Source organism: Frigoribacterium sp. CFBP9029, assembly GCF_034045305.1.
In the GTDB taxonomy this organism is placed as follows: domain Bacteria; phylum Actinomycetota; class Actinomycetes; order Actinomycetales; family Microbacteriaceae; genus Frigoribacterium.
The window spans coordinates 57,764-71,720 of sequence record NZ_JAXCWB010000004.1 but is presented as its reverse complement, the minus strand read 5'-3'; the positions used below and the strand labels follow the sequence as shown (position 1 = coordinate 71,720).

The 13,957-nt window shown below is 70.5% G+C and carries 12 protein-coding genes; 1 reads left to right on the top strand and 11 read right to left on the bottom strand.

Annotated features, from left to right (window positions below):
• Nucleotides 1-16: 16 nt before the first annotated feature.
• The 6 genes from SOM11_RS06970 to SOM11_RS06945 form a co-directional block, all read right to left on the bottom strand.
• Nucleotides 17-1,189, bottom strand: a complete 1,173-nt coding sequence (locus tag SOM11_RS06970; RefSeq protein ID WP_320477601.1) for a Gfo/Idh/MocA family oxidoreductase — start codon at nucleotides 1,187-1,189, stop codon at nucleotides 17-19.
• The gene (locus SOM11_RS06965; protein WP_320477600.1) at nucleotides 1,186-2,406 is read right to left on the bottom strand and encodes a Gfo/Idh/MocA family oxidoreductase; all 1,221 of its coding nucleotides are present in this window, start codon (nucleotides 2,404-2,406) and stop codon (nucleotides 1,186-1,188) included. The genes SOM11_RS06970 and SOM11_RS06965 overlap by 4 nt, the downstream gene beginning before the upstream one ends.
• A complete protein-coding gene (locus tag SOM11_RS06960; RefSeq protein WP_320477599.1) occupies nucleotides 2,403-3,191 on the bottom strand; it encodes a ThuA domain-containing protein in 789 nt (262 codons plus the stop codon). The genes SOM11_RS06965 and SOM11_RS06960 overlap by 4 nt, the downstream gene beginning before the upstream one ends.
• Before the next feature lie 32 nt (nucleotides 3,192-3,223).
• Entirely contained in the window at nucleotides 3,224-3,976 is a 753-nt protein-coding gene (locus tag SOM11_RS06955; RefSeq protein WP_371740777.1) for a carbohydrate ABC transporter permease, read from the bottom strand.
• A 130-nt stretch (nucleotides 3,977-4,106) separates the two neighbouring features.
• Nucleotides 4,107-5,108, bottom strand: coding sequence for a sugar ABC transporter permease (locus tag SOM11_RS06950; protein ID WP_320477598.1), 1,002 nt, complete (start codon nucleotides 5,106-5,108; stop codon nucleotides 4,107-4,109).
• A 1-nt stretch (nucleotide 5,109) separates the two neighbouring features.
• Nucleotides 5,110-6,348 (bottom strand): sugar ABC transporter substrate-binding protein, encoded by a 1,239-nt coding sequence (locus tag SOM11_RS06945; protein ID WP_192061252.1) that lies wholly within the window; start codon nucleotides 6,346-6,348, stop codon nucleotides 5,110-5,112.
• A 214-nt stretch (nucleotides 6,349-6,562) separates the two neighbouring features.
• Here SOM11_RS06945 and SOM11_RS06940 point away from each other — a divergent pair, with 214 nt between their 5' ends.
• Nucleotides 6,563-7,669, top strand: coding sequence for a LacI family DNA-binding transcriptional regulator (locus SOM11_RS06940; protein ID WP_320477714.1), 1,107 nt, complete (start codon nucleotides 6,563-6,565; stop codon nucleotides 7,667-7,669).
• Between the two features lie 223 nt (nucleotides 7,670-7,892).
• Here SOM11_RS06940 and SOM11_RS06935 read toward each other — a convergent pair whose 3' ends face one another.
• The 5 genes from SOM11_RS06935 to SOM11_RS06915 form a co-directional block, all read right to left on the bottom strand.
• Complete coding sequence (locus SOM11_RS06935) at nucleotides 7,893-8,876, bottom strand: carbohydrate ABC transporter permease (RefSeq protein WP_192061253.1); 984 nt, start codon at nucleotides 8,874-8,876, stop codon at nucleotides 7,893-7,895.
• Nucleotides 8,873-10,012, bottom strand: coding sequence for a carbohydrate ABC transporter permease (locus tag SOM11_RS06930; RefSeq protein WP_192061254.1), 1,140 nt, complete (start codon nucleotides 10,010-10,012; stop codon nucleotides 8,873-8,875). Before SOM11_RS06930 ends, SOM11_RS06935 begins: the two co-directional genes overlap by 4 nt.
• A 75-nt stretch (nucleotides 10,013-10,087) precedes the next feature.
• Nucleotides 10,088-11,449, bottom strand: a complete 1,362-nt coding sequence (locus SOM11_RS06925) for an ABC transporter substrate-binding protein (RefSeq protein WP_192061255.1) — start codon at nucleotides 11,447-11,449, stop codon at nucleotides 10,088-10,090.
• 140 nt (nucleotides 11,450-11,589) lie between these two features.
• On the bottom strand, nucleotides 11,590-12,612 hold the full coding sequence (locus tag SOM11_RS06920; protein ID WP_243216458.1) for a LacI family DNA-binding transcriptional regulator: 1,023 nt from the start codon (nucleotides 12,610-12,612) through the stop codon (nucleotides 11,590-11,592).
• A 246-nt stretch (nucleotides 12,613-12,858) separates the two neighbouring features.
• Nucleotides 12,859-13,875, bottom strand: a complete 1,017-nt coding sequence (locus tag SOM11_RS06915; RefSeq protein WP_192061295.1) for a LacI family DNA-binding transcriptional regulator — start codon at nucleotides 13,873-13,875, stop codon at nucleotides 12,859-12,861.
• Nucleotides 13,876-13,957 lie beyond the last annotated feature (82 nt).

Here is a 13,957-nt window from a genome sequence, read left to right as displayed (position 1 = left end):
GGAGGCGCGGGTCGGGTCAGACAGGCAGCCAGACGGAGTCCGCGGCGTCCGACGCCTCGACCGCGGCCAGCACGCGCTGCACCTGCAGGCCGTCGGCGAACGACGGGGCCGGCTGCGCGCCGGCGGCCAGCGCCACCGCGAGATCGCGCAGCTGGTGCGTGAACGCGTGCTCCCACCCGAGCCCGTGCCCGGCCGGCCACCACGCGTCCACGTACGGGTGCTGCGGCTCGGTCACGAGCACGCGGCGGAACCCGGACTCGGGCCCGTCGACCTCGAGCACCTCGAGCTCGTTCGGACGCTCGAGGTCGAACGCCACGGCGCCCCGCGAGCCCGAGACCTCGAGTCGGAAGGCGTTCTTGCGACCCGTCGCGAACCGGGAGGCCTCGATCGAGGCGATCGCGCCTCCTTCGAGTCGGGCCGTGAACCAGGCTGCGTCGTCGACCGTCACCCGGCCGCGCTCCGACCCCGCGACCCCGCCGAGACCCGAGGTGACGACGGTCTCGTCGACCAGCGGCCGCTCGGTCACGAAGGTGTGCAGCGTGCCCGACACGTCGGTGAGACGCCGACCGGTCACGAACTGCGCCGCGTCGACCGCGTGGGCCCCGATGTCGCCGAGGGCGCCCGAGCCCGCGACCGCCTTGTCGAGTCGCCAGGTCATCGGGTCGGTCTCGTCGATCAGCCAGTCCTGCAGGTACTGCGCCCGCACCTGACGCACCTCGCCGATGCGCCCCGCCGCCACGATGTCGCGCGCCAGGGTCACGGCCGGCACCCGCCGGTACGAGAAGCCGACCATCGCGAACACGCCGCGCTCGGCGGCGGCGGCCGCGGCCGACGCCATGCGCTCGGCCTCGGCGACCGTGTTGGCCAGCGGCTTCTCGCAGAGCACGTGCTTGCCCGCTTCGAGCGCGGCCACCGCGATGTCGACGTGCGTCGAGCCGGGCGAGCAGATGTCGATCACGTCGATGTCGGGGTCGTCGACCGCGTCGCGCCAGTCGGACGCCGTCGACTCCCACCCCCACCGCTCGGCCGCCGCGCGGGTGGCCGCGACGTCGCGACCGACCAGGGTCGCCATCACGGGCGCCAGCGGCAGGTCGAAGAACGCGGGCGCGACACGGAGGGCCTGCGAATGCGCCGCACCCATGAACCCGTGACCCACGAGGGCGAAGCGGAGGGCGCCCTGCCCGGTCACCGCGCCTCCTGCCGTTCCCGCTCCGGAGCCGAGGAGGCGCGGGTCGCGTCGACCCCGCCCGCCCCGCCCTGCAGGGCCGCGCGCACCGACGCCCACGACTCGAGACGCGCCTTCACCTCGGGGTCGCGCTCGACCGAGACCGCCTCGCGGTGCGCCTGCTCGAGCACGTCGTCGACCAGCACGCGCTCGCCCGTGCGCGTCGACCGGATCGCCGCCTCGACCATCACGAGGCTCATCACGTTGCCGTGCACCTCGCCGTCGGGGCGCTCGCCGGTGCGGAGGGCCCGGGCGAACGCCGCGAGCGAGCCCGCGATCTCGACACCCACGGTCGGTCGCGCCTCGGGGGCCCCGGGGGCGCCGTCGATCTCGCTGACCGGCTCGTCGTCGCCCGACCAGAGCGCCGTGCCGCCCGAGCCCGAGACGCGCCAGGCGCCGTTCCACGAGGTCTCGACGCCGGGGCTGCACCACGAGCCGTCGTAGCTGTAGCGGACACCGCCCTCGAAGCCGATCACGGCGCTCGCCGCCGCGTCTCCCCGGTACCACGACCACGAGGGGTTCCACGAGTCGCACCACACCGACACCGGGTCGCGACCGATCAGGTAGCGCGCCGAGTCGAACGCGTGGATCGCCATGTCGAGCAGCAGCACGTCGTCCATCTGCTCGCGGAACCCGCCGAAGTGCGGCGCCTTCGCGAACGACGTCGACACCATGCCCACGTCGCCGAGCAGCTCGGCGTGCGCCTTCAGCGCCACCAGCTGGTCGTTGTAGCGGCGCGACTGCGACACCATGAACAGCTCGCCCGTCACCTCGGCGGCGGCCGTCAGCGACAGCGCCTCGGCGACGCTCTGCGCGGCCGGCTTCTCGCCGAGCACCGGCAGGCCCAGGCGGAGCGCCTGCATCGTCACCGGGTGGTGCGCCACCGGCACGGTCACGTCGAGCACGGCGTCGGGCGAGACCCGGGCCACGAGGGCGGCGAGGTCGCGGTCGACCGGCAGATCGGGCAGACCGGCGTGCTGCGCCCCGGCGCGGGCGGCGTCGAGATCGAGGTCGACGATGCCGACCAGCTCGACGTCGGGGGAGTCGGCGACGGTGCGGAGCCAGGCCCGCCCCATCTCGCCGGCGCCGACCTGCACGACCCGCAGCGCGCCTCCTCGGCGGTCGACGCGGCGGAAGCCGCCGGAGGCGGTGGTCTCGTCCACGGGGATCGGGGCGCTCATGCGTCGGCCGGCTCCTCGATCGGGCCCGAGTAGTCCTTGCCGTCGAAGTACTCGCCGAGGTCGTAGCGGAGCAGCGTCGGCGTGGCCCGTTCGCGCTCGGGGCGGGCCCACTCGGCGGCGTTCGAGATGACGCGGCGGACGTCGGGGTGGAAGTACACCGGGAAGTCCTGGTCGCCGGGCGAGAAGAAGAAGATCTTGCCGAAGCCGCGGCGGTAGGTCATGCCGCTGCGGAACACCTCGCCGCCGGTGAAGCCCGAGATGAAGATCAGCTCGTCGGGCGTCGGCACGTCGAAGTACTCGCCGTACATCTCCTGTTCGGGGATCACGATCGGGTTCGGCACGCCGCGGGTGATCGGGTGCTGCGGGTTGACCGTCCAGACGAGCTCCTGGTCGTGCTCGCTGCGCCAGCGGAGCGTGCAGGTCGTGCCCATCAGCTTCGTGAAGATCTTCGACCAGTGGCCGGAGTGCAGCACGATCAGCCCCATGCCGGCGAGCACGTGGCGGTGCACCCGCTCGACGATCTCGTCGTCGACGTCGCCGTGCGCCGCGTGACCCCACCAGGTGAGCACGTCGGTGTCGGCCAGCAGCTCCTCGGTGAGGCCGTGCTCGGGCTGGTCCATCGTCGCGATGCGGACGACGGCCTCGGGCAGGTTCTCGCCGACGCCGGCGGCGATCGCCCCGTGCATCCCGTCGGGGTAGCGGTCGGCGACGTGCTGCTCGACCTTCTCGTGGACGTTCTCGCCCCAGACGGTGACCCGCAGGGGTGCGGTGGTGTTCGTGGTCATGGTGTTGCCTCTCTCTCGGATGTGCGCCGTCGTCACTTGACGGCCCCGCCGGTGGCACCGGCGGCGATGAACTTCTGCGCGGCGAGCAGCAGCACGATGGCGGGCAGCGACGCGAGCACGGCGGCGGCCATCACGGTCGACCAGTCGGCCGTGTAGGTGCCGATGTACTGGTAGATGCCGAGCGTGATCGGCCGGATGTCGGTGGTCGTCGTCAGGGTCAGCGCCATCAGGAAGTCGCTCCAGGTGAACAGGAACGTGAAGAGACCCGCGGTGATCATCGCGTTGCGGCTGATCGGCAGCACGATGCTGCGGAACGCCCTGAAGTCGCCGGCCCCGTCGACCTTCGCCGCCTCGATGACCGACGGCGGGATGTTCAGCATGAACGCCCGCATGATCAGGATCGCGAACGGCACCCCCGCCGTCGAGTCGGCCAGGATCAGCCCCGGGATCGTGTTCAGCAGCCCGACGTCGTTGTACGCGGCGTAGAGCGCGTTCGCGACGACGATGCCCGGGATCATCTGCGAGATCAGGATCGCGAACAGCACCGCGTTGACCCCTCTGACCTTGAACTGCGCCAGAGCGTAGGAGGCGGGGGTCGCGATCGCGAGGCTGAGCACGACGCTGCCGAGTGCGATCACGAGGCTCGTGACCAGGTTGCCGCCCTGGTCGGCCAGCGCCTGGGCGTACCCGCCGAACTGCGCCTCGAACGGGAACCAGGAGGCCTCGATGGCCGACCCGGCGGGTTGCAGCGAGATGTTGACCATCCAGTAGACGGGGAACAGCATCCCGGCGAGCAGCAGCACGCCGATCGCGCTGAGCAGGTACTTCTTCGGCCCCTCGGGGCGCGAGAGCGGTCGGCGGCGTGCGGCGCCGCGACGATCGACGGCCCCGGTGCTCGGGACTCGCAGGGCTGTCTCACTCATCGACGGCCTTCCGGTTGAGTCGCAGGTACACGACGGCGAACACGGCCGAGATGACGATCAGCACGTTGCTGAGCGCCGCCCCCGACCCGAAGTCGAACTGCTGGAACGACAGGCTGTACGACTGCGTCGCGATGGTCTGCGTCGCGTTCGCCGGCCCGCCGTTCGTCAGCCCGAGGATGATGTCGAGCACCTTGATCGTGTAGACGACCCCGAGCACGAGCACCACGCTGACCACCGGTCGCAGCAGCGGCCAGGTGACGTGACGGAAGCCCTTGAAGCCGGTGGCGCCGTCGAGCGATGCCGCCTCGTAGAGCTCGGTGGGGATGTCCTGCAGACCGCCGTAGAGGATGGTCGTGTTGAACGGGATGCCGATCCAGATGTTGACGAGCACCACGGTCAGCAGGGCCACGCTCGGGCTGGTCAGCCACGGCACGGCCGGGATGCCGAACGTCCCGAGGAACTGGTTCAGCACGCCCGAGTCCTGGTCGAGGATCCACTTCCAGATCGCGCTCGAGACGATCAGCGGCAGCAGCCAGGGCAGCAGCAGGAGCGACCGCAGCACGCCGTTCAGCGGGAAGGCCCGGCGGAAGAACAGGGCGAACAGCAGCCCGATGACGAACTGCCCGACGATCGAGCCGATCGTGAAGAGCGCCGTGTTGAGCAGGGCCGTGCCGAAGAGCTGCGAGCCGAGCACCTGGGCGTAGTTGGCGAAGCCGACCCAGGGCGCCTCGCCCGTGTAGAACGTGGTGGTCGTGTACGCCTGGAAGCTCATGATCAGGTTCTTGACCACGGGGTAGCCGAAGAACAGGACGATGAACAGCGCGGCCGGCAGCACGAACAGCAGCTGCGAGACGCGCTCCCAGCGGCGGGCCGTGCTGCGGCGGGTCGTGCGGCGGCCCGAGGGGCCGGGATCGCCGCGGCCGGGCCGCCGACGCGAGACCGGGGTCTCGTCGCCGGCGACCGGGCGGGTGCCGATCGAGGAGGCGGTGGTCATGTCACTCGCTCGGCTGCGCGTCGTCGAGTGCCTCGGCGGGTGAGGCCTGGCCGGTCAGCGCGGCCTGCACGGCGGTGTAGATGGCCGTGGCGGCGGCGGGCCAGTCGGCACCGAGCTCCGCCGTGCGCGACCGGGCGCCCGCGACCAGGGTGACGAACGCCTCCTGCTCGGGCTGCTGCTCGGCGTAGGTGTCCGCGACGCTCGTCTTCGAGGGGATCGTGTTGCGCTGCTCGGCCATGGCGAGCTGGTTCTCGTCGGAGTTCATGCACTCGACGACCTTCGCGGCGACGGCCTGACGGGCCTCGTCGCCGGTCTGCGGCACCGTCCACACCTCGCCGCCGAGCGGGGCGACCGCGGTGTCGGAGGCGTCTTTGACCGGGATCGTCGTCACGCCGTACTCGACGGCGGTCTGGGCGTTCAGGGCGGGCAGCTGCCACGGGCCATTCACCATCATCGCCGTCTTGCCGGCCATGAACTGGTCGTTCACGTCGGCCTGGGTCCAGTTGACGACGCTCTTCGACATGGAGCCGTCGGCGACGAGGTCCGTCCAGAGCTGCAGCGCCTCGGCGGTCTCGGGCGTCGCGATGTCCTTCTCGTCGCCGCCGTTCGACCACATGAAGGGCAGGAACTGCCAGGTGCCCTCGTAGGTCGCGTTGGCGTCGACGGCCATGCCGTACCGGTCGCCCGAGGTGAGGGTCGCGGCGGCGGTCTCGAGCTCGTCCCACGTGGTCGGCGGCTCGACCCCGGCGTCGGCCAGGGCCTGCTTGTTGTAGAACAGCGCGATCGTGTTGACGGTCGGCGCGAGGCCGTAGAGCTCGCCGTCGTAGGTGCCCGACTGCACGACGCCCTCGGCGTAGCCGTCGGCGTCGAGCCCGAACTGCGACAGCGGGGTGAGCGCGCCCGTCTCGGCGATCTGCGCGAGGTCGGGGTTGTCGAGCATCAGCACGTCGGGCAGGGTGCGCGACGACGCCTGCTGCAGCACCCGCTGGATGAGCGACCCGCCGGGCACCATGGTGCGCTCGATCTCGACGCCGTTCTCGGTGCCGCACTGGTCGAGGAACGTCGTGATGACCTTCTCGTCGTTCTCGCCGTAGTAGTCGACGACGGTGATCTTGTCGACCGAGCCTCCGGAGGACGCGCCTCCGCCTCCGCCGCCGGTGCACCCGGCGAGGACGAGGGGGACGACGGCGACGAGGGCCGTCGCGGTGAGGGTTCTGGTGCGGATCGATGCGGGCTTCATTGCTCAGCTCTCTCTCGGTGACTGGTGGGCGGCCGGCGACGTCGGCCACGCGGGGGTCGACCCGAGAGGCGGAGTGCGACGTCGCTGCTCCGTTGCAGGGAAGCTAGCAGTTAACCGCTTTACATGTAAAGCGGTTAACACGGATCCGTCCGATGTCTGCGCTGCGGGTCCGCCGCACTAGCCTGGTGTCGAGCGAAGGAGAGTCGTGGCGACCATGCGAGAGGTGGCCGCACGGGCGGGGGTGTCGATCGCCACGGTGTCGTTCGTGGTGAACGGGTCGCGCAGCGTGTCGGCGGGGGTGCACCGGCGGGTGACCGACGCCATGGGAGAGCTCGGCTACACGAACAACGTCGTCGCGCGGGCCCTGGCCAGTAAGCGGACGCGCATCATCGCCCTGCTGTTCCCGGCGCTCGAGCAGCGTCTCGGCGGCATCGCCCTCCACATGTTCATGAGCGCCGCCACGCGCGCCTCCGAGCTCGGCTACCACCTCGTGCTCTGGCCCACCGGGCAGACGGACGACGACGTGCGCGAGCTCGTGTCGGGGCGGCTGTTCGACGGGGTGCTCGTGATGGAGGTGCAGCTGCACGACTCGCGCGTGGAGGCGCTGCTCGAGCTCGATCTGCCGTTCGTGTCGATGGGGCGCACGTCGCAGAACGACCGGGTGCCCTACGTCGACATGGACTTCGAGGAGGCGGTGGAACAGGCCCTCGATCATCTCCAGTCGCTGGGGCACCGCAGCATCGGCCTCGTGGTCGAGGACTTCGCGGGGACCCCGATCGTCGGGTACGGACCCACCGCCCGCACGGAGGACGCGTTCCGAGCATCGACGGCCCGCCGCGGACTCCGCTCGGCCGTCGTCACGAGCGGGCAGTCGGCGGTCGGCGGGCGGCAGGCCGCCCACGATCTCGTCGAGGCGCTGCCGGACGTCACCGGGGTGCTGATGCTCAAGGACGACGCGACCGGCGGGCTGCAGAGCGGCCTCGCGGCGACCGGGCGCGAGGTGCCGCGCGACGTCTCGGTGGTGCTGCTGGCGTCGTCACGGGCGGCCGGAGCCGCGACCGAGCCCACGATGACGACGCTCGACGCGCCGGGAGCCGAGATGGCGCGCTTGGCGGTCGAGGCGCTCGTCGCGCGGCTCGACGCCGGTGCCGGTGCCGGTGCCGGTGCTGCTGCTGCTGCTACGGGTGCGGGTTCTGGGGCTGCTGCTGGTGCTGGTGCTGGTGCTGGTATTGCTGCTGGCGAGCTGACGCAGGTGCTGCTGCCGTGCGTGCTGCACGTCGCGGGCTCGAGTGCGCCCGCCCCCGCGCCCCGCGCCTCCTAGGCTCCCGCGCCCGCCCTGCCCGGCCCCGCCTCCGCCGCGCCCCGCACCCGCCCCGCCCCGCCTCCGCCCCGCCCTCGCGTCCGCCCGCGCGAAGAACCGCGTTCGCGAAGATGAACCGCGATACAACGCAGTTCATCTTCGCGAACGCGGTTCATGGTGCGCGCCCCGGGAACGCAGGAGGCGCGGGTCGGTCGACCCGCGCCTCCTCGGCTCCCGCAGGCGGTCAGCCCTTCGTCGCCCCGGCCAGCAGCCCGCGCACGAAGAAGCGCTGCAGCGCGAAGAACACGATCAGCGGCACGATGATCGAGATGAACGCGCCGGCGGTCAGCAGCTCCCACGACTGGCCGTACGACCCGGACAGGTCTTGCAGGGCCTTCGTGATCGGCAACCCCTGCCCCGACGTGAACACCGTCGCCACGAGCAGGTCGTTCCACACCCACAGGAACTGGAAGATGCCGAAGGAGGCGATGGCCGGCATCGACAGCGGCAGCACGATGCGGAAGAACACCTGCCCGTGCCCCGCACCGTCCATGCGCGCGGCCTCGATGACCTCGGCCGGGATCTCGCTGATGAAGTTGTGCAGCATGAAGATCGCCAGCGGCAGGGCGAAGATCGTGTGCGCGATCCACACCTTGGCGAACGAGCCGTCGAGCCCGTTCACCCCGAGCCCCGGCAGGATGTACAGCCCGCCGATCCGCAGACCGTCCGAGAACAGACGCAGCAGCGGCACGAGCGCCATCTGGATCGGCACGATCTGCAGGGCGAAGACCAGCACGAACATCGTGTTGCGACCCTTGAAGTCGATCCAGGCGAAGGCGTAGGCCGCGAGGCTCGCGATCGTGATCGGGATCAGCGCCGCGGGCAGCGTGATGACCAGCGAGTTGAGGAACGCCTTGCCGAGGGTGAGGCTGTCGCCCGAGTTCAGCGCGTTGACGTAGTTGTCGAGCGTGAAGCCGGGGTTCGCGAAGACCGTCCACCAGCCGGTGGTCTTGATGTCGTTCGCGGGGCGGAACGACGAGATGAACAGACCGGCGGTGGGGAGGGTCCAGATCACGGCGATGATCAGCGCGGCGATGGTGGCGCCCCGGCTGGTCGTGCCCTTCTTCAGCTTGCCGCTCGAGCTCTCGATCTTCGCGACGCCGCGCTTCAGCTGACTCTCGGTGCCCGGGGTGACGGCGACACCGACCGGGGTGGGGGTGGCGGTCATCGGATCTCCCTCTGCTTCTGGATCTGACGGGCGTTGTAGATGACGATCGGCAGCACGAGGATGAACAGGATCACGGCGAGTGCCGAGCTGTAGCCGGTGCGGCTGCCGAGCTGGAACTGTCGCACCATCTCGAACGCGAGGATGGTCGTATCGTTGCGACCGCCGGTCATGGCCGAGACGATGTCGTAGACCTTCAGCGACGCGATCGAGATCGTCGTGAGCACGACGATGATCGTCGTCCGGATGCCCGGCACCGTGATGTGGCGGAAGGCCTGGAACCCGTTCGTCCCGTCGAGCGACGCGGCCTCGAGCTGCTCGGCGGGCACGCCCTTGATCGCGGCCGAGAGCACCGTCATGGCGAAGCCGGCCTGGGTCCAGATGAGCACGATCACGAGCAGCAGGGTGTTCCACGGCTCGAACCCGAGCCAGTCGACCGGCTGCCCGCCGAACGCGACGAGGATGCCGTTCAGCAGACCGATCTGCTCGCCCTGACGGATGTCGTAGAAGAACTTGAAGATGATCGACGCACCGACGAACGAGATCGCCATCGGCATGAAGACCAGCAGCTTGAGGAACTTCTCGCCGCGGCTCTTGTCGATGAAGACGGCGTAGGCGAGACCGATGGCGGTCGCGGTGATCGGGGCCAGCAGCACCCAGATCAGCGTGTTGCCGAAGGCGGTCAGGCCGTCGGGGCTGGTGAAGACCCAGATGAAGTTGTCGATGCCGGCGAAGCCCGACCCGTCGTTCTTCATGAACGCCTGACCGGCGGTCGTGATGGTCGGGTAGATCAGACCGATGATCAGGAAGAAGACCGCGGGGGCCATGAACCCGATGAGCTGCAGCGAGTAGCCGGCGCCGCGCTTCGAGCGGTAGTCGAGCAGGAACAGCCCGCCGCCGAGGACGGCGGCGATGACGGCGACCCACATGACCGAGTTGTAGAGGCCGAAGGCGAAGAGCACCCCGACGGGCACGAGCACGCAGACGGCGAGGCGGAGGATCGTGTACAGGCGGCCGCGACGGGGCGCGAATTCGACGAAGACCAGCACGATGCCGACCAGGGCCGTGAAGGCGAGCAGGATCAGGGGGATCTGAGCGAGCGGCGGGATCCCCGCCAGCCACTGGAAGAAACTGGACATCGCTGTCCTTTCGGGTACGGGTGAGGGTACGGGTCAGGGGCCGCCGACGAGCGGCGACCCCTGACTGTCGGGCGACTAGGAGGTGTAGCCGGCCTGGATCTCTTCGAGGACCGTCTCGGTGTCCGAGCCGTCGATCCAGTCGACCATGCCCTTCCAGAACGAGTCCGAGCCGACCGACTTGGGCATCAGGTCGGAGCCGTCGAAGCGGAAGGTGGTGTCGGTGCCCTGCAGGATCTCGACGGCGCTCTTCAGCAGGTCGCTGCCGGCGTTCTCGGGGTCGAGGCCCTGGTTGGCCGAGATGACTCCACCGAGCGAGACGCGGCTGTTGGCCCAGTCGGCGCTGGCGAGGTACGCCTGCACCTTGGCGGTGTCGTCGTCGTTCGAGAACGCGGCGACGAACTCGCCGCCACCGGTGACGGCGGCGGGGTCGCCCTCCTCCATCGGCGGGGTGAGGAACGCCCACACGTCGCCGTCTTCGGCGACCGTGGCGGGCTGGCCGTCGGCGTTGTTCGCCGCGGTCAGGAAGCCCTCGAAGAACGAGGCCTGGTGGGTCAGTGCGCAGCTGCCGTTCGCGACGTTGGTCGCGACGTCGCCGAAGGCGGTCGAGTTGATCGACTTGACGTCGCCGTAGCCGGCGTTGACCATCGAGGGGTCCTGCAGGATGGTGCCGACCGAGTCGAACGCGGCCTTGATGTCGGGGTCGGTGAACTCGGTGTCGCCCGAGACCCACGAGTCGTAGGCGTCGGGGCCGGCCTCGCGCAGCACGAGGTCCTCGATCCAGTCGGTGCCCGGCCAGCCGGACGCCTCACCCGAGTTGAAGCCGGCGCACCAGGGTGCTTCGCCGCTCTTCTCCTGGATGGTCTTCGAGACCTCGACGAGCTCGTCGTAGGTCTTGGGGACCTCGACGCCCCACTCCTCGAACTTGGCGGGCGAGTACCAGACGTAGCCCTTGACGCTGGCCATCAGGGGGGCGCCGTATTGGGTGCCGTCGACCTGGCCGTACTTCTGCCAGTCTTCGGACCAGCCGTCCTTCACGTTGGCGAGAGCCTCTTCGGGGAGCTCCTGCACCTTGCCGGACGACACGGTGTCGGCGAGCAGACCGGGCTGCGGGAAGATCGCGAGGTCGGGGGTGTCGCCGCCCTGGACCTTGATGCCGATCTGCTTCTCGAACTCCTTGTCGCCCGTGTACTTGATGTCGATGTCGTTCTCGGTCTCCCAGTCGGCCCAGCTCTCTTCGAGCAGGGTCGCCTCGTCGCCGTTGATGGTGCCGTAGATGTTCACGACGCCGTCGGCCGTGCCGACCTCGGCGCCGCCGCCGCTGCCGCCCGCGTTCGGGTCGTTGGGGTCGGCGGTGCCGGAGCAGCCGACCATCAGGAAGCTGGATGCCGCCAGGATGGCCAGAGGGCCTGTGATCCGACGGTGCAGGGATGCTCGCATTGGTTTCTCCTCATTGAGTGCAAGACAGGCGACCGGTCGTGCTGTCAGCCGGTCTCCGCGACACGTCGTCGTCGACGCGCGTCGACGACGATCTTCACACAGCCTCAGGAGGCGCGCAACCGCATCGAGGGTCGCTCAGGTCACGGGCTCGTAACGGGTGCGGAGCTGCCTCGCACCGTCAATCGGGGCGCGATCAACACGTGTGGCGCATCGAGCCGGCGCCCCTCGATGCGGTCGACGAGATCGTCGACGGCGGCCGCCGCGATCCGGATGCCGGGCGGGCTGACCGTCGTCAGCGGGGGCGACGTCATCTCCGCCGCGAGGTCGCCGATGCTGAGCGCGACGACGCTGATGTCGCGGGGGATCGACCGCCCGGCCGCGGCGGCCGACTGCACGAAGCCGGCGAGGGCCGTCTCGTTGAACGCGAGCACGGCGGTCGGTCGACTCGGCAGCCCGTCGAACACCTCGAACGCCGCGCGGCCACCGGGCACCGAGTTCTCGGCGAGATGCGTCTCGAGTCGCAGCCCGCGCTCGGCGGCGGGTCGCTGCAGGGCGCTGGTCGCGCGGTCGAGCGGACCCGAGCCCCGCTCGGGCGACGCGATGATCTGACTGAGGAAGAACACCCGCTCGTGCCCGAGATCGGCCAGATGGTCGACGGCCATCCGCCCGAGCGACTCGTAGTCGGCGTCGACGAACCACAGCCCGTCGGCGTCGTCGGGTCGGCCGATGTTGCTGAACGGCACGCCCGAGTCGGTCAGCACCGCGACCCGAGCGTCGCTCGCCGTCAGCTCCATCAGGATGACCCCGTCGACGAGCCCCTCGCTGACGAGGCTGCCGAGCCCGTCGACGTCGTTGATCGGATGCGACCAGAGGAGGAGGTGGTAGCCGCGTTCGCGCGCCCGGTCGGTGGCCGCGGCGACGTACTCGAACTCCGACGACGTCACGCCCCGACGGCTGTACGGGTAGTGCAGCGCGAGGATCCCGCCGCGCGACCCGGCGAGCCCGCGGGCGAACGCGTTGGGCGTGTAGCTGAGATCGGCCATGGCCTGCTCGACCCGCTGGCGCGTGCTGGCCGAGATCGTGCGGCGACCGCTGATCGCGTACGAGACGGTGCTGGCCGACACCCCGGCGAGCCGCGCCACATCGTCTCTCGTCGCCGCCACGGCCCGCACCTCGCCTCGTCACGCCTCACGCGTCGCTCGAAGGAGAGGACGACGTCGTCCGAGCACCCGGGTGCCCTTCGTGGATCGTAGCCGGTGCGGCCCGCGAGCCCGGCACCGCGCCTCCTGCCGGTGCCTCCTGCCGATGAACCGCGTTCGCGAAGATGAACTGCGTTCTATCGCGGTTCATCTTCGCGAACGCGGTTCATGGTTCGCCGGCGGCAGGTGCGGCGCGCGGCCGGTGCGGGGTCAGGCGCCGCGCGCGGCCGGCGGGGCGGTCGTGCCGCGCACGACCAGGCGCGTCGGCAGCTGCACCTCGGGCGTCGTCGGCGCGCCCCCGTCGAGCATCGTGAAGAGCATGCCCGCCGCCGCGCTCCCGAGCCGCTGCATCGGCTGCTGCACGGTGGTCAGCGGCGGCGACTCGCGCGACGCCTCGGGGATGTCGTCGAAGCCGACGATGCTGAGGTCGTCCGGCACGCGCAGCCCGAGCTCGAGCGCCGTGCGCAGCAGCGCGATCGCCGACAGGTCGTTCGTCGCGAACACGGCGGTCGGCCGGTCGGCCTGGGTCAGCAGCGAGCGGGCGGCCTGCCGCGCCGTCGTCAGCTCGAAGTCGCCGTGCCGGGTCAGGCAGGGGTCGCGCGTGATGCCCGCCGCCCGCAGCGCCTGCACGTAGCCGGCCTCGCGCAGCGACGCCGAGCGCAGGTCGGGTCGCCCCGACAGGAACCCGATGCGGCGGTGCCCGAGCGCCAGCAGGTGCTCGACGGCGAGCAGGGCCCCGCCGCGGCTGTCGGCCTCGACGGAGGGCAGGTCGGTGCGACCGGTGTGCGGGTCGACGGCCACGACCGGGATGCTCACGGTCGTCGTCAGCACCGACGGCGTCACGAGGATGGCCCCGTCGATGAGGGTGCCGCTCAACCGGCTGAGCGACCGGCGCTCCCACCCGCTGTTCTCGCCGTGGTGGGCGCCGCTGTAGGCGAGCAGGTCGTACTCCGAGCCGCGCGAGCGGACGGCCGCGCCGACGCCCTTCAGCACCTCCGAGCTGAACGGCTCGAAGTCGGCGACGAGCACGCCGATCACCCCGGTGCGCCGGGCGCGCATGCTGCTCGCGACGAGGCTCGACTCGTAGCCGAGCTCGTCGACCGCGGCCATGACGCGCTCGATCGCCTGGGGCGAGACCCCGTACCGCCCGTTGACGGCCTTCGACACGGTCGCCGTCGAGACGCCGGCGGCCTTCGCCACGTCGTGGATGGTCACCCGACTCGTCATCACGACCCGCAGCCTAGTCACGTCGAAATGGTTTTCGAAAACGTTTGACACCTGCGCAGCCGTTTTCGACACTGAGGCGACG

What these genes read in the sequence shown, in the direction of transcription:
- SOM11_RS06955 (WP_371740777.1), bottom strand. Translation starts at nt 3,976, where the DNA reads ATGCTGTTCCCCGTCTACTGGATGGTCAACATCTCGCTGCAACCCGCC.
- SOM11_RS06930 (WP_192061254.1), bottom strand. Translation starts at nt 10,012, where the DNA reads ATGTCCAGTTTCTTCCAGTGGCTGGCGGGGATCCCGCCGCTCGCTCAG.
- SOM11_RS06960 (WP_320477599.1), bottom strand. Translation starts at nt 3,191, where the DNA reads ATGACCACGAACACCACCGCACCCCTGCGGGTCACCGTCTGGGGCGAG.
- SOM11_RS06915 (WP_192061295.1), bottom strand. Translation starts at nt 13,875, where the DNA reads ATGACGAGTCGGGTGACCATCCACGACGTGGCGAAGGCCGCCGGCGTC.
- SOM11_RS06935 (WP_192061253.1), bottom strand. Translation starts at nt 8,876, where the DNA reads ATGACCGCCACCCCCACCCCGGTCGGTGTCGCCGTCACCCCGGGCACC.
- SOM11_RS06925 (WP_192061255.1), bottom strand. Translation starts at nt 11,449, where the DNA reads ATGCGAGCATCCCTGCACCGTCGGATCACAGGCCCTCTGGCCATCCTG.
- SOM11_RS06965 (WP_320477600.1), bottom strand. Translation starts at nt 2,406, where the DNA reads ATGAGCGCCCCGATCCCCGTGGACGAGACCACCGCCTCCGGCGGCTTC.
- SOM11_RS06945 (WP_192061252.1), bottom strand. Translation starts at nt 6,348, where the DNA reads ATGAAGCCCGCATCGATCCGCACCAGAACCCTCACCGCGACGGCCCTC.
- SOM11_RS06940 (WP_320477714.1), top strand. Translation starts at nt 6,563, where the DNA reads ATGCGAGAGGTGGCCGCACGGGCGGGGGTGTCGATCGCCACGGTGTCG.
- SOM11_RS06950 (WP_320477598.1), bottom strand. Translation starts at nt 5,108, where the DNA reads ATGACCACCGCCTCCTCGATCGGCACCCGCCCGGTCGCCGGCGACGAG.